We start from the raw sequence: 20,203 nt of genomic DNA on the forward strand, positions 1-20,203 counted from the left end.
ACGGTTGCTCTCTTATGTATCGGGGCTGTCGATGGTCAGGTGCTGGGTGGCCTGGGTGGCGGTGGCCAACGGGGCACTCTGGCCCTTCCACTCGCCACGGGTCGGCACGCCAGCGCGTGAGACGCGGGCCACCAGTTGGACTTCGGCGAAGTCCGACAGTTTCATCTGCGGCATCATCGCGTCGGCATCGGACAGCTCCACCTCGATCGGCAACTGCGCCACGGTCACTCGCTTGGCCGCCACCGGCATGGGCGGACCATTGCTGGCGCGGGCGAAGATGAACACCGTGTCGTCCGGGCGCACCTTGTCCTTGAGCGCCGCGGCCAGCTCGACCCGCACCTTCAGACGCGCCACTTCGACGACCTTGCCGCCGCCGGCCTTGAGCTTGTCGGCTGCGCGGTCGATACCACCCTGCAGCGCGGCGCGGGACGCATCGCCTTCGGGCAGTTGCGCCAGCAGGCGCTGCCAGTAGTCGATGGCTTCCTGGTAACGCTCGCCCTCGAAGGCGGCGATACCGCGCAGGCCCAGGCTGGTGACTTCCCGCGGATCGGCCTTGAGGGCCTCGTCGGTAAGGGCCTGCACCTGCGCCGACCACTGCTTGTCGGCGGCAAAGTACAGCGATTGCGCCCATTGCCCGAGCAACTCGGGTTGGCGCCCGGCCAGCTTCACGGCGCGCTCGAAGGCCTTGGCCGCATCCGCCGGCCGCTGCTCGGCCATGTAGGCCCGGCCCAGGAAGTACAGGCCTTCGGCCGAGTCCGGCTGGGCCTGCACCGCGCGTTCCAGGCGCGTCGTCATCTCTTCCATCGATCGCGGTGCGTTGGCGAACTCCTGGGTCAGCTCGACTTTGTCCGCCGCGCCAAAGTGCAGGTACAGGCCCAGGGCCATGGCCGGCACCAGAACCGCCGCCAGCACCGGCACGGCCTTGCCCAGGCGCCCCTGGCGCGTCGCCTCGCTGCGCTCGGTGTCAGCCAGCAGCTCGCGAGCGGCTTCGTCGCGGCCCTTGGCCAGTTGCTCGCTGTCGAGCACACCGGCCGCCTGCTGCGCGGTCAGTTCGGCGACACGCTCCTCGTAGAGCGCGACATTGAGTGCGGTACGGTCCTGTTCGGCCTGCTGGTGGCGATGCCCCCGCAGGATCGGCAGCAGCAGGAAAGCCAGGGCGGCGAGCAGCAACAGGCCCGCGCTGAGCCAGAATTCAGTCATGGGTGCGTTCTTTATCCAGCAGTTTGGCGAGACGTTCGCGTTCGTCGGCGGACAGTTCGGAGGTGCCGGCCACGGCCTGGCTGCGGCGACGGCGGACGATCACCGCAAGCACCACGAAGCCTGCGGCCAACAGGATCCCGGGACCGAACCAGAGCAGCCAGGTGCGCCCGCTGAGCGCCGGCTTGTAGCGCACGAAGTCGCCATAGCGATCGACCATGAAGTCGACGATCTGCTGGTTGCTCTTGCCCTCGCCCAGCATGCGGAAGATCTCGCGGCGCAGGTCGGCGGCGATCGGGGCGTTGGAGTCGGCGATATCCTGGTTCTGGCACTTGGGACAGCGCAGTTCCTTGGTCAGTTGCTGGTAGCGCTCACGCTCGGCGTCGTCGCGGAACTGGTAGGTATCGATGGCCGCCTTGGCCACACTGGCCAGGCTCAGGCCGAGCACGGCGGCCGCCAGCCAGCGCCTCATGGCCGGGCCTCGTCGACCAGGCCCTGGTACAGCGGCGCCAGCTGTTCGCGCCACACCGTGGCATCGACCACGCCCACGTGCTTGTAGCGAATGATGCCCTTGGCGTCGATCAGGAAGGTTTCCGGCGCGCCGTACACGCCCAGGTCCAGGCCCAGCGAACCTTGCTGGTCGGCGATGTTGAGCTGGTACGGGTTGTGGAACTCGGCCAGCCACTTCAGCGCGGCGGCGTTGTCGTCCTTGTAGTTGACCCCATGGATCACCACGCCTTGCTCGGCCAGCTGGTTCAGGTACGGGTGCTCGACCTTGCACGACGGGCACCAGGTGCCCCACACGTTGACCAGCGCCGGGCGGCCGATCAGGTCGGCCTGGGTCAGCGTGCGGTCGCCCTGCACCGTGCTCAGCGAAAACGCCGGGAACGGCTTGCCGATCATCGCCGAAGGCAGTTCGTCGGGTTTGAGGAACAACCCCTTGTAGAGAAAGACCGCCACCAGCAGGAACACCACCAGTGGCACCACCATGATCCAACGCTTCATGCAGTCGCTCCAGACACGCCCAGGGCCTCACGCACCCGGGTCTTGACCTTGACGCGGTAGCGTCGGTCGAGGGCCGCCAGCAGGCCGCCCAGGCCGGTCAGCAGACCGCCCAGCCAGATCCAGCGGACATAAGGTTTGATATGCACCCGCACGGCCCAGGCGCCATTTTCCAGCGGCTCGCCCAGGGCGACATACAGGTCGCGGGTGAAGCCGGCGTCGATGCCAGCCTCGGTCATCATCGACTGCTGCACCGTGTACAGGCGCTTCTCCGGGTGCAGCACCGAGACTTCACGACCGTCGCGCGAGACTCGGATGGTGCCCTTGTCGGAAATGAAGTTCGGCCCCTCGAAATGCTTGGCGCCTTCGAACAGGAAGTGATAACCGCCCAGCTCGACACTTTCGCCCGGCGCCATGCGTAGGTCGCGTTCAGCGCTGTTGTTGCTCGACAGGACGACGCCCAGCGCGCACACCACCAGGCCCAGGTGCGCCAGGTGCATGCCCCAGTAGCTGCGGCCGAGGCCGCCCAGGCCCTTGAGCAGCCCCTTGTGGCGAGTCTTGTCGAGAATATCGCGCACGCCACCGAGCACCACCCAGGCGGCCAGGGCGAACACGCTCAGGGCCGGCCAGTCGAAGTCGTCGACGATCAGGCCGGCGACCGGCGCCAGCACCGCGCTGCCGATCAGCACCGGAGTCAGCATGCCCGCCAGCCACTTGCCGGGGGTGTCTTTCCAGCGCACCACCACGCCCACGCCGAGTACCACCATCAGCAGGGCCATCAGCGGCAGGAACAACGCGTCGAAGTACGGCGGACCAACCGACAGCTTGGCCCCGGTCAGGGCATCGAGCACCAGCGGGTAGAGGGTGCCGAGCAGGATCATCGACGCGGCCACCACCAGCACCAGGTTATTGGCCAGCAGCAGGGTCTCGCGCGACCACAGGGCAAAGCCCACCTGGCTCTTGACCACAGGCGCGCGCAGGGCGAACAAGGTCAGCGAACCGCCGACCACGAACAACAGGAAGATCAGGATGAACACGCCACGGGACGGGTCGGCGGCGAACGCATGCACCGAGGTCAGCACGCCGGAGCGCACCAGGAAGGTCCCCAGCAGGCTCAGGGAGAACGCGGCAATGGCCAACAGCACGGTCCAGCTCTTGAACACCCCGCGCTTTTCGGTGACCGCCAGCGAGTGGATCAGCGCGGTGCCCACCAGCCAGGGCATGAACGAGGCGTTCTCGACCGGGTCCCAGAACCACCAGCCGCCCCAGCCCAGCTCGTAGTAGGCCCACCAGGAGCCGAGGGTGATGCCCACGCCGAGGAACGCCCAGGCGACGATGGTCCAGGGCCGCGACCAGCGCGCCCAGGCCGCGTCCAGGCGCCCGCCCAGCAACGCGGCGATGGCAAAGGCGAAGGCCACCGAGAAGCCCACGTAGCCCATGTACAGCATCGGCGGGTGGACGATCAGGCCGAAGTCCTGCAACAGCGGGTTGAGGTCGCGGCCATCGCCCGGCACCTGTGGCAACAGGCGCTGGAACGGGTTGGAGGTGATGATCAGGAAGCTCAGGAAGCCCACGCTGATCATGCCCATCACCGCCAGCACCCGGGCCAGCATCACCTGCGGCAGCTGGCGCGAGAAGACCGACACGGCGAAGGTCCAGCCGCCGAGGATCAGCGCCCACAGCAGCAGTGAGCCTTCGTGCGCGCCCCACACGGCGCTGAACTTGTAGTACCAGGGCAAGGCGCTGTTGGAGTTGCTGGCGACATACGCGACCGAGAAATTGTCGGTCATGAAGGCATGGGTCAGGCAGGCGAAGGCGAAGGCCAGGAAGGCGAACTGCCCCCAGGCGGCCGGCCGCGCCAGGCCCATCCACAGGCTGTCGCCACGCCAGGCGCCGAGCAGCGGCACGGTGGCCTGCACGGCGGCGAAGCAGATCGCCAGGATCATCGCCAGTTGGCCCAGTTCGGGGATCACCAGGGCCGCATTCATGGTTTGACTCCTGCGTCGCTGGCGGCCTGGCCGCTTTCCTTCAGGGCCTTGGTGACTTCCGGCGGCATGTATTTCTCATCGTGCTTGGCCAGCACCTCGTCGGCCACCACCACACCGTCGGCGTTGAGCTTGCCAAGGGCGACGATGCCCTGCCCTTCGCGGAACAGGTCGGGAAGGATGCCGCGGTAGGTGATCGGCACCGACTTGCTGTAGTCGGTGACCACGAAGCGCACGTCGAGCGAGTCGGCAGAGCGCTGCACCGAGCCTTTCTCGACCATTCCGCCGGCGCGGATGCGGGTGTCCAGCGGCGCCTCGCCGTTGGCGATCTGGGTCGGGGTGTAGAACAGGTTGATGTTCTGCTGCAGCGCGCTCAGGGCGAAGCCCACGGCGACGCCGACACCGGCCAGCAGGCCGAGGATGATGAACAGGCGTTTCTTGCGCTGCGGATTCACGGTTTGCTCTCCCGGCGCAGACGACGCGCCTCTTCTTGCAGGTAGCGGCGACGGGCCAGCAGGGGTGCGGCGACATTGAGCGCCAGCACCGCCAGGCAGATACCGTAGGCCGACCAGACGTACAGGCCATGGTGGCCCATGGCGAGAAAATCACTGAACGACGCGAAACTCATCGTGCCACCTCCCGTGCGAGCTGGCCCAGCACCTCATCCTTGACCCAGCTGGCGCGCGCCTCGCGCTTGAGCACTTCCAGGCGCATGCGCAGCAGCAGCACGGCGCCGAAGAAGCAGTAGAAGCCCAGCGCGGTGAGCAGCAGCGGCAGCCACATCTCGGCCGGCATGGCCGGTTTTTCGGTCAGGGTGAAGGTGGCGCCCTGGTGCAGCGTGTTCCACCACTCCACCGAATACTTGATGATCGGGATGTTCACCACGCCGACGATCGCCAGCACCGCACAGGCCTTGGCCGCACTGTCGCGGTTACTGATGGCCTGGCCCAGGGCGATGATGCCGAAATACAGGAACAGCAGGATGAGCATGGAGGTCAGGCGCGCATCCCAGACCCACCAGCTGCCCCAGGTGGGCTTGCCCCAGATCGCCCCGGTGACCAGCGCCACCGCGGTCATCCAGGCGCCGATGGGCGCGGCGCACTGCAGGGCGACATCGGCCAGTTTCATCTTCCACACCAGGCCCACCACCCCGGCCACGGCCAGCAGCACGTAGCACGACTGCGCCAGCATCGCCGCCGGCACGTGGATATAGATGATGCGAAAGCTGTTGCCCTGCTGGTAGTCCTGGGGCGCGAAGGCCAGGCCCCAGACGATGCCGACCAGCAGCAGCAGGATGGCGGAAACGGTCAGCCATGGCAGCATGCGGCCGCTGATGGCATAGAACCATTTGGGGGAGCCCAGTTTGTGGAACCACGTCCAGCTAATTTTCATCAGGGTACATCCAGGGTATTGGCCGGGCTGCGATGCCCGGGACTCGTTATTCGCCGACGCTGATCTTCAGCCCGGCCGCGATCGCAAAGGGTGCCAGTGTCACTGCCAGGGCCGTCAGGCTGGCGAGCCAGAGCAGATGGCCGGTGGCCGGCATATTCTGCAACGCCGCCTGCAACGCACCACTGCCCAGGATCAATACAGGGATATACAACGGCAGAATCAGCAATGCCAGCAGCAGACCGCCACGCTTGAGACCGACCGTCAGCGCCGCGCCCACCGCGCCCAGCAGGCTCAGCACCGGCGTGCCCAGCAGCAAGGACGCGAGGAGCACCGGCAGGCAGTTGGCCGGCAGGCCGAGCATCAAGGCCAGCAGCGGCGCCAACAATACCAGCGCCAGGCCGGAAAAGATCCAGTGTGCCAGCACCTTGGCCAGCACCAGCATGGCCAGCGGGTGCGGTGACAGCACCCACTGCTCCAGCGAGCCGTCCTCGAAATCGCTGCGAAACAGCCCGTCCAGCGACAGCAGCACCGCCAGCAAGGCCGCGACCCAGACCAATCCAGGTGACAAGGTTTGCAACAATTGTGTCTCGGGACCGACCGCCAGCGGAAACAGGGCGACGACGATGGCAAAGAACACCAGCGGGTTGGCCAACTCCGCCGGGCGACGGAACAGCAGGCGCGCCTCACGGCGCAGCAGCAGAAGGAATACGCTCATGCCGTCCACTGCCCCAGGTTCAGCTCGCGGTAGCCGCCAGGCTTGCGTTCGAGCGTGTGATGGGTGGTCAGCACCACGGTACCGCCCTGCTCGCAATGCGCCGCCAGGTGCGCCTCGAGCTGGGCGACGCCTTGCTTGTCCAGGGCAGTGAAGGGTTCGTCGAGAATCCACAGCGGCGGGCTGTCCAGGTACAGACGGGCCAAGGCGACCCGGCGTTGCTGGCCGGCCGACAGCGTGTGGCAGGGAACGTCCTCGAAACCGCGCAAGCCGACTGCCTCAAGCGCCTGCCAGATCGCGTCGCGGCTGGCAGGCTGGTGCAGGGCGCAAAGCCAGGCGAGGTTTTCTTCAGCACTGAGCAGGTCCTTGATGCCGGCGGCATGGCCGATCCACAACAGGATGCTGGCCAGCGCATGGCGCTGTTCGGCCAAAGGCTGACCGCCTAGCAGGATCTGCCCGGCGGTGGGTTGCATCAGACCGGCCAGCAGGCGCAGCAGGCTGGTCTTGCCACTGCCGTTGGGGCCGGCGATCTGCAGCATGTCGCCGGGCTGCAGTTCGAAGTGCAGGTGCTCGAACAGCAGTCGCCAGTCGCGCTCGCAGGCCAGGCCCACAGCTTGGAGGTGAAGGGTCACGGTTTTGCCTTATGCGGTTGGGCTCATGTCCGCTGTCGCCTGCTTCGCGGGTAAACCCGCTCCCACAGGGATCATGCCGAACCTGGGGGAGCGGGTTTACCCGCGAAGCAGATGACACTGACGCTGAGCCTTGTGTCTCAAGTCGCCCTCGGTCCTGCCGTTATACTGGCAGTCAGGCGCGCGGCATTATTACACGCACTGCCGCGCTGCCAAGAGGGCTGGTCCGACAGGTTGTATACAATCATGACTGAAATCAATAGTCTCGCCGCACAAACCGCGGTAAGCCCCCAGGCGACGCGGGCCGCCATGACCGGCGAACTGCTGCGTCTGCTGCAGGCCCAGCCTGGCCTGCTGGCACCCGGCGAAACGGCGAACGCCGAAGTCGTGACGCTGCGCCAGGTCGGCCAGGACTTCCAGATGCTGCTGCGGCTCACCCAGGCCAACGGCAACCAGACCCAGCTACTGACCAGTGCCAGCCAGCCCATGCTCCCCGGCAGTCAGATCACCGTCAGCCAGACCGAAGGTAGCCGCCTGGCGGTCATGGTGCAGCAGGTCAACGCCAGCAATGTCGCGGTGCTCACCCAACTGGACAGCCGCCAGATGCCGGTGGGCACCTTGCTGCAGGGCAAGGTGCTGACCAGCCAGGCGCTAGCGCAGCCCTCCGGCGAGCCGGCCAGTTTCCGCTCCCTGGTCAGCCTGCTCAACAGCAGTCAGGCGGGCGCCACCCTGGCCATCGACAGCCCGCGTCGACTCGCCGTCGGCAGCCTGCTCAGTGCCCTGGTACAGGCCGATCAATCGCTGCGCTTCGTGCCCCTGAGCGGCCGTAAGGACCAACTGGCCATCACTCAGCACCTGTCATCCCAGCAGAACCAGCAGGCATCGTTGTCGGGCGTGCTCGATGCCCTTCAGCGGGTCGCCAGCGCTCCGGATGCCAGTTCCGAGTTGCGCGCCAGCGCCCAACGCCTGCTCGCCAGCCTGCCGGAAGCTCGCCAACTGGGCGAGCCCAGGAGCCTGGCTCAGGCGTTCAACGACAGTGGTTCGTTCCTGGAGTCCAAGCTGCTTGGCGGGCTGACCAGCGGCGTCGCTCCCGACCTCAAGGCCCAATTGATCAGGCTGATGGCCCAGGCCTCGCCCAGCGGGTCCGCTCATCCGCCATTGACCCCAGCGCTGACCACCGGCGCCCTCGCCCAGGCCATGCCCGGCCTGGCGCGCAATGCCCTGGGCATGCTCGGCCAGGTCAGTCCGCGCCCGCAGCCCAGCGCGTTCCCACTGCCCTCACGCCTGCTGCAGATGCTGGAAAGCGAAAGCGACCTGCAGCAACTGCTGCGCCTGGCCGCGGCCGCCATCTCGCGTCTGCAGAGTCACGCGCTGTCGAGCCTGCAACAGAGCGGCACCCTGGACAACGGCAACCAGCAAACCACCTGGCAAACCGAGATTCCCGTACGCCACGGTCAGGAGTTCGTGCCGCTGCAGGTCAAGTTGCAGCGCGAGGAAACACCGAAGCAGCAGGCCGACCGTGAGCGCGAACAGCACGATCCACTGGAAGCCCTGTGGCGCATCGAGCTGGCCTTCGACCTCTCGCCCCTGGGCCCTCTGCAGGTCCAGGCGCAACTGCTGCAGGGCAAGCTCTGCGGCCAACTCTGGGCACAGCAGGAAAGCACCGCCCGCCTGATCGACAGCCAACTGGGCAATCTGCGCGATCGTCTGCTGGCCCGGGGCCTGGATGTCGGCGACCTGGAGTGCCACCCCGGCATCCCCCCGCAAGGCCCACGTACTCGCCTCGAACAACGCTGGGTGGACGAAACCGCATGAAGCACAAGCCACCGCGCCAGGCCATCGCCCTGAGCTACGACGGCCAACAGGCCCCGACCTTGAGCGCCAAGGGCGACGACGAGCTGGCCGAGGCCATCCTCGCCATCGCCCGCGAGCACGAAGTGCCGATCTACGAGAACCCCGAGCTGGTACGCTTGCTGGCGCGCCTGGAGTTGGGCGAGCAGATTCCCGAAGCGTTGTACCTGACCATTGCCGAGATCATCGCCTTCGCCTGGCAGCTGCGTGGGCGGGTGCCGGTGGGCTTCCAGGATTCGCCGCCCGAGGAACGTGATGTCACGCCTGAGCTGTTGTACCTGCCAAAGCAATAACTAGTGCCACGGCCTGGCCATCGTCCCCGACCCTTGAGGGCTCCACGCATTCAAGGGTCGAACCCATGATCGAATCCCCCTCAGCAGCCATCGCACTCGCGAGTGCGGCATTGAACGATTTCCCCCAACCCATCCCGCTCGCCCGGCAGGCCCTGTCCGACTGGCTGAAAACGCACACCATCGCCCTCGCACCGGACGACATCGACGTCGTGACCCTGCACTACCAGTTCGAGCCACTGGGCGAAGGGCGCAAGCACTACAGGGAGCAAGCCGTGATCAGCCGTCGCCTCGGGCTGGTGCAGGCCATGCTGAGCAACTGGCAGGGCGAGACGGCCGAGGGCTATGCCGGCCTGCATGTCGGCGACTGGGCCGGGCTGGCGCCCATGGGGGCTCTGACGCTGGTCGAGCGGCTGCAAGCGCCCGGCCCGCTCGAGAACAGCAGCGGCTACCTGATCTTCAATGGCCTGTACCAACGTACCTCGCCGCTACGCCTGGCACCCGACACGCTATTGCCCGCCAGGGCCGAGGACTTCCAGGCGTTCGTCTGGGGCCAGCATTTCAACGAACACTTCAAGCAAAGCCTGGATAGCTACTGGCGCAACAACCAGGCTGTGTACCAACGCGCCCTGAAGATCGCCATGATCACCGCCTGCAACCGCCAGGTGGCCGCTGGCAGCCTGTCGCAACCCGCGCAACGGTTGATCTGGCAGGCAGCGGGACTGCTGCCGGACGAATACGAGCACGTTCAACGGCGCATGTTGAATGTGTACGGCTATGTCTCCAGCGCCATCGTCTGCCTGAGCGACACACACAGCGGCCTGACCGTGCTCTACATTCCCGGTAACTCGTCGCCGCTGCACGAGTTCGCCAGTGCCTCGGCGATGAAAACCTGGTTCGCCGTCCAGTGCCGTACGCCTGATCGCCGCCAGGCCCTGCTGAACGCCTTCAACCCGGCCGACCGCCCGGACGGCCTCGATTACAGCGGCCTGGAAACCGCCTTGACCGGGCTGGCACGGTACCCACAGGCCCATCGCTTCTCGGTCGATCACAGCGGCTTCGCCACCAGTGGCATCTGGCGCCCGGACGACATGATCAACTATCGGGCCGACCACTACAGCCCGGTCATTCACGGCGACCTGTTCGTGACCCTGGCCGAGCATATGAAGACCCGCTCCTATCAGGACGCCGACAATCAGATCACCAGCAACGCTCAGGTCGAGGAAGCTCGCCTGCGCGGTTACGTGCGCAGCAGCCTCAACCTGCTGGCCCCCATCGCCGTCATTGTCCCGGGGCTGGCGCCATTGCTGGCAGTGGGCGGCCTGCTGGAGTTCGCCATGGGGCTGGAGCAGGTGATCGACGGCAAGACCCTGGAGGCCAAGGTCCAGGGCGTCCAGGACCAGGTGTTCGGCCTGCTCAATGCCTTGCCCGTCATTCATTCGATGCTGCCCGGCGTACCGAAGGTGTTCGCCTTCCGGCGTCCCGGCTTCATTCCTGTCCGCGCCTTGCTCGAAGCGCGGGAAGGAGCGCCGAACGAAGTCGAGGGGTTCGAACTGGCCTTTCGCGACGAACAAACGCTCAGGCCTGTGCCTGGCCATGCCCTGCAATACCTGCTGACACGCGTGGACAGCGCCCTGCAGCATCGTTTCTATGCGTTGATCCATGACGATGGAGAGCTGACGCAGTCGCAGGTGGAGTATGAGCTCGCCAGCGACAGCTTCATCAGACAAGGGGAAAGCCGTCTGCGCGAGCCACGCCGCTATGTCGTCCCGGACGACGGCGGACCGGGGCTGGTCAGGCTCAAGGCGTCTAACCGGCAAGTAACTGACGCTGACCGCACGCGCACCCTCCAGGCACTGGGCATCCACGTCGAGCTCCCTCTGGACTTCACAGCGCTCGATGCACTCAAGCGCACCGCCATCCCGCGCCATCTGTTCAGCTTGTGGATCGGCGACCAGGTGATCGGGCAACCCTACCTCGCCGCCATCGCCCACAACGCCAAGATCCTGCAGGGAAGCGCCGTGCCATACCGACTGTACCTCTCGAGCCGGTCCTCCAGTGTCTATGCGCAAAGTGTGGCGCTGCTCGCGGCACATGCGCCGGGTCTCAGCGTTCTGCCCCTGGAAAAGCAATCCTTCTACCTGGAGTTTCTCGCCAGCCCCTACTTCAGCCAGTTCAACGCCGCCATCGAGGGCAACGGCGGCGTGGCGACGAACTTCAGCTCGGCCAGCGACATCTTGCGCTATCGCGTCCTCAAGCGCCTGGGCGGCCTGTACATCGACGCCGACGACATGCTGCACCCGGCAACCAAAGCTGCGCTGAGCGCGCCCGTGGTCTCGCTGCCGCTGGAAACCACGCACGATGGACTGCTGCTCAGCCCGCCGGTCTCCAATGACCAACTGGGCATGTACATCCAGTACAACACCAGCCTGATCGGCAGCCATCCAGGCAACCCGACGCTGGATGCCATCTCCGAGGAAATCTTCCAGCGCTTCACACGGGCCAGGACCTTCTACGATCAGCGCCCCGACCACCAGTCCGATCCCCAGGCCTTCCTCGACTATGCCCGGCAGCTGAACCGGCTGACCGGCCCTGGCGTGCTCAATGACGTGATCGACCGAACACTACCCTGGCTCAAGCAACTGCGCGAAGCCTGCAACCTGATGGTCTCCCCGGTTATCGACGGCGCACGCCATCTCAGCATCCGGCAGTTGAACCTGCTGTACGACCAGTACCTGCCACTCAACCATGTCGCCGGCACCGGCCACGCGCACAGCTGGTACCAGACCTGAGGCCGTGGGCCAGGCGGCGCGCCCTGCCCCACTTGGCCCACGACAGACTTATGTACCACCGCCCGGTCCACCGGCATGACACTTTGGGGCTTTCCACCGCCCTCAAGAGTGCATGTCCATGAACCGACAATCCAACCATGCGAAAGCCAGACGATACCTCAGTGATCACCTGGCGACCTTTCCACGTCCGGACCAGGAAGCCGCCGAAGCCATCCGCAAGTGGGGCAAGGAGCGGAGCATGGACCTCGATCCCGACAACACCCTGGCGGCCACGCTGCACTACCGCTCGGACGGTGCCCACGGCTGGGTCGGTATCGTCGCCGGGCAGCTGACCCTGGCCCAGGCAGTGCTGGGTGACTGGCAAGGCGAATCGGCCAATGACGTGATCGGCGACCTGCTCGGCGGCCCCTGGGCCGGCCAGCTACCGGCCTCGGGTATCCGCGTGGTCGCCAGGCTCGATGCCCGCAGCCCCTGGCAACCCCGCGCCGAAGATGCCATCTTCAATGGCCTGTTCAAGCGCACCACGCCGCAACGCTATGACGCCACCACGCACCTGCCGGTTTCGGCGGAGGACTTCCAGTCGTTCGTGTGGCACCTGGATTTTCGCGAGCGCTACAAGGCCACGCTGGAAAACTACTGGAAAGATGGCCTGGAACACTATCGCCTGACGGCGAAAACCAGCTTCATCGCGGCCTGCAACAAGCAGGTCAGCGAAGGCAGCCTGAGCGATACCGGCCGCCGCCTGGCCTGGCAGGCGGCGGGCATCGCCAAGCGCTCGCCGGGCTATCAGGCGCGGGCGATGAACATCTATGGCTATGCGTCCACCGACCTGGTGCTGATCAGCGAATCCAGCGACGGTCCGGTGCTGTTGTACATTCCCGGCAACTCATCGCCACTGCACGAGTTCACCGACCGCAAGGCGCTCAGAGCCTGGGTCGGCAGCCAATGCCGCAATACCGACACCCGTGAGGCGCTACGCCGCCACTTCGCGCTCGCCGACACCCCGGACGGGCTGGATTTCAGCGGCCTGGACACTGCCCTGGAAGGCCTGGGCGTGTACCCGGCGATTCATCGCCTGCCGCCCAACCGCCCCGGATTCACCACCAATGGGGCATGGCCTGCGCAAATCTATGTCAACTACCGTCCCACCAAGTACAACCCCGCACTCAAAGGCGATCTGTTCCTGGCCCTGGCCAGACGTCAGCAACAACGCAGCCTCGCCGATGCGGACTTCCTCATCACCAGCAACCGCGACGTGCTCAAGGCCAGGTGGCGTGGCTATCTGGTCTCGGCCATCAACATGCTCGCACCAGTGATGTTCGTCCTGCCGGAGCTCGCACCGCTGTTCGCGCTGGCTGGCGCGGCGCAATTCGGCCTCGGGCTCGACCAGGTGATCAATGGCAAGAACGCCGAGGAGAAGGCCGAAGGCGTATCGAATACCACCTACGGGCTGCTCAATGCTGCCCCGCTGATCGTTGAAGGGGCGGCCAAGGCGAAAGTGCTGTTCCGCATCAAGAGCGATAACTTCGTGGTACCGAGCCGCATCAACGATCAGTTGGGCTACCCGCTGAGCCCGGTTTCCCCGCCCCACCTTCCGGACATCGACGTGGCGGAGTTCTTCCACGACTCCGACGCCATCGCGCCACTGCCCGGGGGCGATCCCGCGGTGGCCGGCGCGGTCGTTCGGGTACCGCGCTACGATGGCGGCCACGACATGCTCACCGCCTCCGTCGGAGGCTACAACGCCGATATGGTGTATGACATGGAGCGCGACGCATTTCTTTTCGACGCCGATCTCAACGAAGTCGACCCTACGTACTACATCGCACGAGCCGGTCAGCGAGACCTCGATCCCGTGGATCCAGGTACGCGACCGGTCAGCAACGCCATGCGCGAAAGCAGCCTGCGGGCGATGGGGATCGACCTGAACCTGCCCTTCGAACTGCCGCAGGTGGCCACGGAGGGCTTGCTGCCCATACCCAAGCGAATCACATGCCTGTGGGTAGGCGATCAAGTCATCGATGCCCGCCTGCTGGAAAACCTCTCCCTGAATGCGCAACGCCTTCAAGGTAGCGCGTACCAGTTGCGCCTGTACCTCACCAATGCGCTGCCGGCAGTCTATGAAGAGAACGTGCGGCTGCTGGCGGCTTCAGCCCCCGGCCTGAGCGTCCTGCCACTGGAGGAACAGGCCTTTTTCCAGGCGTTTCGTCAAAGCACCTCGTTCGAACAGTACCAGGCAGCGCTGGACGGCAACGGCGGCGTCGCGCGCAATTACGCTTCAGCCTCGGATGTGCTGCGCTACCCGATGCTGGCCCACGAGGGTGGCATCTACATGGACATGGACGACACCTTGCTGGCTGCCGCCGATGGCAGCGGTGCGGTGATCGACACGGTGGATCTGCGTGCCACCCAGGATGGACTGCTGATCCCGCCGCCCATGCGCAACGAAAAGCTGCGCATGAATTGCCAGTTCAACACCAGCCTGATCGGCAGCCACGCGGGTAATCCGACGCTGGCGGCCATTTCCGAGGAAATGCGCGTTCGCTTTCTGGCGGGAAGGGACTTCTATGACGCCAAGCCAAGCCTTGCGGATGATCCGGAGGGGTTCTATCGCTATGCCGGCCGCCTCAGCAGGCTCACCGGCCCCGCCTTGCTCACGGACATCATCGACCGTCAGTGGCCTGCCCTGCGTAACCTGCGCCATGCCGTCAATCTGCTCAGCATCCCGCAGGTCAACGCGCGTCAGTTCATCGATATAGAGGCCCTGGCACAGGCGATCCACGATCAACTGCCGCTCAACCGCATTGCCCGCGTGGGTGGTTTTCATTCGTGGGCGCGAACCTGAGCCCACCTTGAGAACCGACACAGCCAGATGAAAAAGGCGACCATTCGGTCGCCTTGCCACGCCTTCACTCGCCCCGGTGCAGCTTGCTCATCAGCTGCGCCTCGGCCTGGGTCAAACCGCAGGTCTGGGTCAGCTCCTCGACGCTGGCGCCCATGCCCACCAGCTTGGCCGCCTGGGTGAAGGTGACGCTGTTCGGATCACGTTGCTCGAGCTGCTGCAGCTTCTCGGGCAGCGGCGCCACCACCGCGCGCAGCTCGTGGATCGCCTCGCCCATGCGCACGGTACCGTTCTGGTAGTCGTCCAGGCGCTTGGCCAGGTCCTTGATGCGCTGGTCACGCAGCGCATCGCCCAGGGCCTGCTGGGCGGCCAGCTCACGCTGGCGCTTGCTGTAGTTGAGGAAGAACCACAGGCTCAGCGCCCAGAGCAGCGCCAGGAAGATGACAGCAACCTCGAAGATCAACTCAGATGTTCTCCAGCTCGGACCACTCTTCCTCGGTCATCATCTTGTCCAGCTCGACCAGGATCAGCAGCTCGCCGTTCTTGTTGCACACGCCCTGGATGAACTTGGCCGACTCTTCGTTGCCGACGTTCGGCGCGGTCTCGATCTCCGACTGGCGCAGGTAGACCACTTCGGCGACGCTGTCGACGAGGATGCCGACCACCTGCTTGTCCGCTTCGATGATCACGATACGGGTGTTGTCGGTGACTTCGGTCGGCATCAGGCCGAAGCGCTGGCGGGTGTCGATCACCGTCACCACGTTGCCGCGCAGGTTGATGATGCCCAGCACGTAGCTGGGGGCGCCCGGAACCGGGGCGATCTCGGTGTAGCGCAGGACTTCCTGCACCTGCATCACGTTGATGCCGTAGGACTCGTTGTCCAGACGGAAGGTGACCCACTGCAGGATCGGATCTTCGGAACCTTGTGCAGACGACTTTTTCATTCCCCTAGCCCTCTAAGTCCGCCATTGGCGGTGTGCTCTGTGTGGCCGCGGCAGTAGCGGCGTTGTTTCAGTTGTGTTTGGTGTTCAGTTGCTTGACGGCGCCGCTGGCGATCAACTCGGCCAGTTCGGCGACATCGAGCAGCGCGCACATGTGTTCGATCACCGTGCCGGCCAGCCACGGCCGTTGGCCGCGTTGGCTGCGCCACTTGATCTCGGCCGGATCCAGGCGCAGCGAACGGCTGACCTGATGCACGGCCAATCCCCATTCGTAGCCCTGCACGGAAATCACGTACTGCAGGCCCTGGCGGAAATCGTCGCGGTAGCGGTCCGGCATCACCCAGCGGGCGGTATCCAGCACCTTGAGGTTGCCCGCCTGGCACGTGAGGATGCCCAGGAACCAGTCCGGCTGGCCGAACAGCGGCGTCAGCTCCTGTCCCGCGAGGCTGTAGATCGAGCCCAGGCACACCAGCGGTACCGCCAGGGTCAGTCCGGCGACATCGAACAGCAGGCACTCGAACGGCTCGGCGGCCCATGTCGGACGCCCGTCGACCGTCGCCGGTGGCGTCGGCGCGCCAGGTGCTGGCACATGCAGATCGACCAGCGGCGCAACGGGCTCGATGGACGGCGTGTCGGTCGCCAGCGCAACGCTGGTATCGACCGCGACTTCGGTTTCTACGACGCTGACGACAGGCGGTTCCAGAGGCCGCGCAGGCGGCAGAGTGATCGGCAGGACCTGTACCGGTGGTTCGGCAAAAGGCCGCGCAAGCGCTCCATCGGACACGGTCTGGCGCTGCGCATCGCGCGCCTGTTCCTCACGGACCGCCGCCTCGAATTCGTCGCGCGATTGCTGTTCGATCGGCGGCGCGTCAGGTGCCTCGGGCAGCTCGACGAATTCGGTCGCCTCCTGCAGCAACCCATCGAGATAGGACTGCAGGGCCATCTGAGGTTTGGAAATAATCTCGCGGGGCTGATTCATCACGCCACCTGCAGCGAAGCGCGATAGGTGAGCAGGTGCTTGAGCAGCGCCCGGTAGGCCACCACGCCACGGCTCTTGCCGTCGAACTGCGACGGTGTGAGGCCATTGCGGCTGGCATCGCGCAGACGCGTGTCGACGGGAATGTATCCCTGCCAGACCTGGTCGCCGTAGGTATCGCGCAGCACCTTCAGCGTGCCGAGCGAAGCCTGGGTGCGGCGGTCGAACAAGGTCGGAACGATCTGGTACGGCAGCGCCTGCTTGCGTGAGCGGTTGATCATGCCCAGGGTGCTGACCATGCGTTCCAGGCCCTTGACCGCGAGAAACTCTGTCTGCACCGGGATCACCAGTTGCTGGCTGGCGGCCAGGGCGTTGACCATCAGTACGCCCAACAAGGGCGGGCTGTCGATCAAGGCGAAGTCGAAATCCTGCCACAGCTGCGCCAGACTCTTGGCGATCACCAGGCCCAGGCCGCTCTGACCGGGCGACTGACGCTCCAGCACGGCCAGCGCGGTGCTCGACGGCAGCAGCGAGATGCGCTCGTCGCTGGTCGGCAGCAACAGCTGGCCAGGCAAGCCTTCGGGCACCGCGCCCTTGTGCAGGAACAGGTCGTAGCAGCTGTGCTCCAGCGCGTCGGGATTGTGCCCGAAGTAGCTGGTCATCGAGCCGTGCGGGTCGAGATCGACGACGACCACGCGCTTGCCCGCCTCGGCCAGCAGGCCAGCGAGGGCGATGGTGGTGGTGGTCTTGCCGACGCCACCCTTTTGATTGGCTACTGCCCAGACTCTCATCGTGCGTTGCTTCCTCCCGGGATGGCCGCCTGCCCTGCCGGGAACGGTGTGAAATTCAATGACGGGGATTTGACGGAATCATCCCCCGGTCGACGGTGCTGGCGTGGCTGGTGCACTTTGTGTGCCAGCCCGCCGCAACGCGGCATCCGGGGTGGCGTTGGCGCTACCGCTGCCGGTCAGGCTGCGGCGCACTTCAAGATTGCGCGAAATCACCAGCACCACGCGACGGTTGCGCGAACGACCTTCGGCGGTGTCGTTGCTGGCCACCGGCTGGTACTCGCCGTAGCCGACCGAGGCCATCCGTGCCGGGTTGACCCCTTCCATGGCCAGCAGGCGCACGATGCTCGCCGCCCGCGCCGACGACAGCTCCCAGTTGGTCGGGTACTGAGCGGTGCGGATCGGCAGGTTGTCGGTGAACCCCTCGACATGCACGGGGTTGGCGAACGGCTTGAGGATCTTCGCCACCTTCTCGATGATCGTGAAGGCGGAATCGCTGGGCATTGCGTCGGCACTGGCGAACAGCAGCGAGGAATTGAGCTCGATCTCCACCCACAGTTCGTTGCCGCGCACGGTCATCTGGTCGGACTTGATCAGGTCGCCGAAGGCATCGCGCACATCGTCGCTGATGCGCTTGAGCGGATCGACGCTGGCCTGCGCCAGGCCCGCGTCGGTCTGCTCGCTGTCCTTGATCAGCGGCTCGGCCGGCTTGACGCTGAGCGGTCGCTCCTCGCCGATGGGGATCGGCTTCATGCTCCGGTCAGGATCGTTGAACACCCCGAGCAAGGCCTGGGAAATCACCTTGTACTTGCCCTCGTTGATCGAGGAAATCGAGTACATGACCACGAAGAAGGCGAACAGCAAGGTGATGAAGTCGGCATACGACACCAGCCAGCGTTCGTGGTTTTCATGCTCCTCGGTATGACGACGGCGGGCCATGGCCTACTCCATGAAGCCTTGCAGCTTCAGTTCGATCGAGCGCGGGTTTTCGCCTTCGGCGATCGACAGCAGGCCCTCGAGCAGCATCTCGCGGTAGCGCGACTGGCGCAGGGTGAGGGCCTTGAGCTTGTTGGCGACCGGCAGCAGGATCAGGTTGGCGCTGGCCACGCCATAGATGGTGGCGACGAAGGCCACGGCAATGCCGTTGCCCAATTGCGAAGGATCGGCCAGGTTTCCCATCACATGGATCAGGCCCATCACCGCACCGATGATGCCGATGGTCGGCGCATAGCCGCCCATGCTCTCGAACACCTTGGCGGCCTGGATATCACGGCTTTCCTGGGTCAGGAAATCGACTTCGAGAATGCTGCGGATGGCCTCCGGCTCGGCGCCATCGACCAGCAGTTGCAGGCCCTTGCGCGCATACGGATCGGGCTCGGCATCGGCCACGCCCTCCAGGCCCAGCAGCCCCTCCTTGCGCGCGGTCAGGCTCCAGTTCACCACCCGGTCGATGCCACCGGCCAGGTCCACCCGTGGCGGGAAGAAAATCCAGCGCACGATCTGCAGCGCGCGCTTGAACGACGACAGCGGCGATTGCAGCAGCGCCGCCGCCAGGGTGCCGCCGAGCACGATCAGGGCCGCCGGGCCGTTGAGCAGCGCGCCGGCGTGGCCACCTTCGAGGAAGTTTCCACCGACGATGGCGACGAAGGCGAGGATCAGGCCGATAAGGCTCAGGACATCCATCAGCCGCACGCCTCGACCAGATGCTTGCCGATCTCGTCCAGGCTGTACACGGCATCGGCCAGGTTGGCCTTGACGATGGCCATCGGCATGCCATAGATCACGCAGCTGGCTTCATCCTGCGCCCACACGGTGCTGCCGCCCTGCTTGAGCAGGCGAGCGCCCTCGCGGCCATCGGCGCCCATGCCGGTGAGGACCACCGACAGCACCTTGTCGCCATAGGACTTGGCCGCGGAACCGAAGGTGATGTCCACGCAGGGCTTGTAGTTCAGGCGCTCGTCACCCGGCAGGATCTTCACCGTGCCACGGCCGTCGACCATCATCTGCTTGCCGCCCGGGGCCAGCAGCGCCAGGCCCGGGCGCAGCACGTCACCGTCCTCGGCTTCCTTGACGTTGATCTTGCACAGCTTGTCCAGGCGTTCGGCGAACGCCTTGGTGAAGGCCGCCGGCATGTGCTGGATCAGCACGATGGGCGCCGGGAAATTGGCCGGCAGCTGGGTAAGCACGCGCTGCAGGGCCACCGGCCCACCCGTGGAGGTGCCGATGGCGACCAGCTTGTAGGGCTTGCGCTTGGGCGCCGGCGAATGGCTGGCCGCCGCTGCCACGGTACGCGCCGCAGGAGCCGGCCGCGAGGCCGTGCTGGTGAAGCTGCTGGCCGGCGCATGGCTGCTGGCCGGCGCCGGCGCAGCGCTGGGCGCCGGGCTGGAATAGCCGCTGAAACGTCGGTTGCTGCGCGAGATGGTGTGGACCTTCTCGCACAGCATCTGCTTGACCTTCTCCGGGTTGCGGGAGATGTCCTCGAAGTTCTTCGGCAGGTAGTCGACCGCGCCGGCATCCAGGGCGTCGAGGGTGACGCGGGCGCCTTCGTGGGTCAGCGAGGAGAACATCAGCACCGGTGTCGGGCAGCGTTGCATGATGTGCCGCACCGCGGTGATGCCATCCATCATGGGCATCTCGTAGTCCATGGTGATGACATCGGGCTTGAGCGCCAGCGCCTGGTCGATCGCTTCCTTGCCGTTGGTCGCGGTGCCCACGACCTGGATCGTCGGGTCCGCCGAGAGAATTTCCGAGACACGGCGGCGGAAGAAACCGGAATCATCCACCACCAGGACCTTGACTGCCATAA

The 20,203-nt window shown here is 65.6% G+C and carries 20 protein-coding genes; 4 read left to right on the forward strand and 16 right to left on the reverse strand.

Annotated features, from left to right (window positions below; translation table 11 throughout):
* Window positions 1-12 precede the first annotated feature (12 nt).
* Genes ccmI through ccmA form a run of 9 tightly spaced genes read right to left on the reverse strand, consistent with a single transcriptional unit; the run spans window position 13 to window position 6,920 of the window.
* The gene (gene ccmI / locus N5D48_RS11430; protein WP_279884182.1) at window positions 13-1,200 is read right to left on the reverse strand and encodes a c-type cytochrome biogenesis protein CcmI; all 1,188 of its coding nucleotides are present in this window, start codon (window positions 1,198-1,200) and stop codon (window positions 13-15) included.
* Window positions 1,193-1,669, reverse strand: a complete 477-nt coding sequence (locus N5D48_RS11435) for a cytochrome c-type biogenesis protein CcmH (RefSeq protein WP_279884184.1) — start codon at window positions 1,667-1,669, stop codon at window positions 1,193-1,195. The genes ccmI and N5D48_RS11435 overlap by 8 nt, the downstream gene beginning before the upstream one ends.
* Window positions 1,666-2,202 carry a DsbE family thiol:disulfide interchange protein gene (locus tag N5D48_RS11440; RefSeq protein WP_279884185.1) on the reverse strand — a complete coding sequence of 179 codons (537 nt, stop codon included), beginning with the start codon at window positions 2,200-2,202 and terminating at the stop codon, window positions 1,666-1,668. Before N5D48_RS11440 ends, N5D48_RS11435 begins: the two co-directional genes overlap by 4 nt.
* A complete protein-coding gene (locus N5D48_RS11445; protein ID WP_279884221.1) occupies window positions 2,199-4,172 on the reverse strand; it encodes a heme lyase CcmF/NrfE family subunit in 1,974 nt (657 codons plus the stop codon). The genes N5D48_RS11440 and N5D48_RS11445 overlap by 4 nt, the downstream gene beginning before the upstream one ends.
* 11 nt (window positions 4,173-4,183) lie before the next feature.
* Window positions 4,184-4,639 carry a cytochrome c maturation protein CcmE gene (gene ccmE / locus N5D48_RS11450; RefSeq protein ID WP_279884187.1) on the reverse strand — a complete coding sequence of 152 codons (456 nt, stop codon included), beginning with the start codon at window positions 4,637-4,639 and terminating at the stop codon, window positions 4,184-4,186.
* The gene (gene ccmD / locus N5D48_RS11455; RefSeq protein ID WP_011534872.1) at window positions 4,636-4,812 is read right to left on the reverse strand and encodes a heme exporter protein CcmD; all 177 of its coding nucleotides are present in this window, start codon (window positions 4,810-4,812) and stop codon (window positions 4,636-4,638) included. Before ccmD ends, ccmE begins: the two co-directional genes overlap by 4 nt.
* Window positions 4,809-5,576, reverse strand: coding sequence for a heme ABC transporter permease (locus N5D48_RS11460; RefSeq protein ID WP_279884189.1), 768 nt, complete (start codon window positions 5,574-5,576; stop codon window positions 4,809-4,811). The genes ccmD and N5D48_RS11460 overlap by 4 nt, the downstream gene beginning before the upstream one ends.
* 46 nt (window positions 5,577-5,622) lie before the next feature.
* The gene (ccmB, locus tag N5D48_RS11465) at window positions 5,623-6,291 is read right to left on the reverse strand and encodes a heme exporter protein CcmB (protein WP_279884191.1); all 669 of its coding nucleotides are present in this window, start codon (window positions 6,289-6,291) and stop codon (window positions 5,623-5,625) included.
* Window positions 6,288-6,920, reverse strand: a complete 633-nt coding sequence (ccmA, locus tag N5D48_RS11470) for a cytochrome c biogenesis heme-transporting ATPase CcmA (protein ID WP_279884193.1) — start codon at window positions 6,918-6,920, stop codon at window positions 6,288-6,290. Before ccmA ends, ccmB begins: the two co-directional genes overlap by 4 nt.
* A gap of 243 nt (window positions 6,921-7,163) precedes the next feature.
* Between ccmA and N5D48_RS11475 the strand changes: the two genes are divergently transcribed.
* The 4 genes from N5D48_RS11475 (at window position 7,164) to N5D48_RS11490 (ending at window position 14,695) form a co-directional block, all read left to right on the forward strand.
* Window positions 7,164-8,732 carry a flagellar hook-length control protein FliK gene (locus N5D48_RS11475; RefSeq protein ID WP_279884195.1) on the forward strand — a complete coding sequence of 523 codons (1,569 nt, stop codon included), beginning with the start codon at window positions 7,164-7,166 and terminating at the stop codon, window positions 8,730-8,732.
* A complete protein-coding gene (locus N5D48_RS11480) occupies window positions 8,729-9,061 on the forward strand; it encodes an EscU/YscU/HrcU family type III secretion system export apparatus switch protein (protein ID WP_279884197.1) in 333 nt (110 codons plus the stop codon). Before N5D48_RS11475 ends, N5D48_RS11480 begins: the two co-directional genes overlap by 4 nt.
* Before the next feature lie 110 nt (window positions 9,062-9,171).
* The gene (locus N5D48_RS11485; protein WP_279884199.1) at window positions 9,172-11,850 is read left to right on the forward strand and encodes a DUF6543 domain-containing protein; all 2,679 of its coding nucleotides are present in this window, start codon (window positions 9,172-9,174) and stop codon (window positions 11,848-11,850) included.
* Between the two features lie 118 nt (window positions 11,851-11,968).
* On the forward strand, window positions 11,969-14,695 hold the full coding sequence (locus N5D48_RS11490) for a DUF6543 domain-containing protein (protein ID WP_279884201.1): 2,727 nt from the start codon (window positions 11,969-11,971) through the stop codon (window positions 14,693-14,695).
* A 64-nt stretch (window positions 14,696-14,759) separates the two neighbouring features.
* Here N5D48_RS11490 and N5D48_RS11495 read toward each other — a convergent pair whose 3' ends face one another.
* The 7 genes from N5D48_RS11495 to N5D48_RS11525 all read right to left on the reverse strand — a co-directional run bounded on the left by N5D48_RS11495 (window position 14,760) and on the right by N5D48_RS11525 (window position 20,201).
* The gene (locus N5D48_RS11495; RefSeq protein WP_279884203.1) at window positions 14,760-15,155 is read right to left on the reverse strand and encodes a DUF2802 domain-containing protein; all 396 of its coding nucleotides are present in this window, start codon (window positions 15,153-15,155) and stop codon (window positions 14,760-14,762) included.
* Between the two features lies 1 nt (window position 15,156).
* A complete protein-coding gene (locus N5D48_RS11500; protein ID WP_003254393.1) occupies window positions 15,157-15,636 on the reverse strand; it encodes a chemotaxis protein CheW in 480 nt (159 codons plus the stop codon).
* A gap of 67 nt (window positions 15,637-15,703) precedes the next feature.
* Window positions 15,704-16,612, reverse strand: coding sequence for a CheW domain-containing protein (locus N5D48_RS11505; protein ID WP_279884204.1), 909 nt, complete (start codon window positions 16,610-16,612; stop codon window positions 15,704-15,706).
* Complete coding sequence (locus N5D48_RS11510; RefSeq protein ID WP_279884206.1) at window positions 16,612-17,400, reverse strand: ParA family protein; 789 nt, start codon at window positions 17,398-17,400, stop codon at window positions 16,612-16,614. The genes N5D48_RS11505 and N5D48_RS11510 overlap by 1 nt, the downstream gene beginning before the upstream one ends.
* Window positions 17,401-17,478: 78 nt before the next feature.
* A complete protein-coding gene (gene motD / locus N5D48_RS11515; protein ID WP_279884208.1) occupies window positions 17,479-18,336 on the reverse strand; it encodes a flagellar motor protein MotD in 858 nt (285 codons plus the stop codon).
* Window positions 18,337-18,339: 3 nt separating this feature from the next.
* The gene (locus tag N5D48_RS11520) at window positions 18,340-19,080 is read right to left on the reverse strand and encodes a flagellar motor protein (RefSeq protein ID WP_279884210.1); all 741 of its coding nucleotides are present in this window, start codon (window positions 19,078-19,080) and stop codon (window positions 18,340-18,342) included.
* On the reverse strand, window positions 19,080-20,201 hold the full coding sequence (locus N5D48_RS11525) for a chemotaxis response regulator protein-glutamate methylesterase (protein WP_279884212.1): 1,122 nt from the start codon (window positions 20,199-20,201) through the stop codon (window positions 19,080-19,082). Before N5D48_RS11525 ends, N5D48_RS11520 begins: the two co-directional genes overlap by 1 nt.
* Window positions 20,202-20,203: the final 2 nt, after the last annotated feature.

Source organism: Pseudomonas sp. GD03858 (genome assembly GCF_029840925.1).
GTDB lineage: Bacteria > Pseudomonadota > Gammaproteobacteria > Pseudomonadales > Pseudomonadaceae > Aquipseudomonas.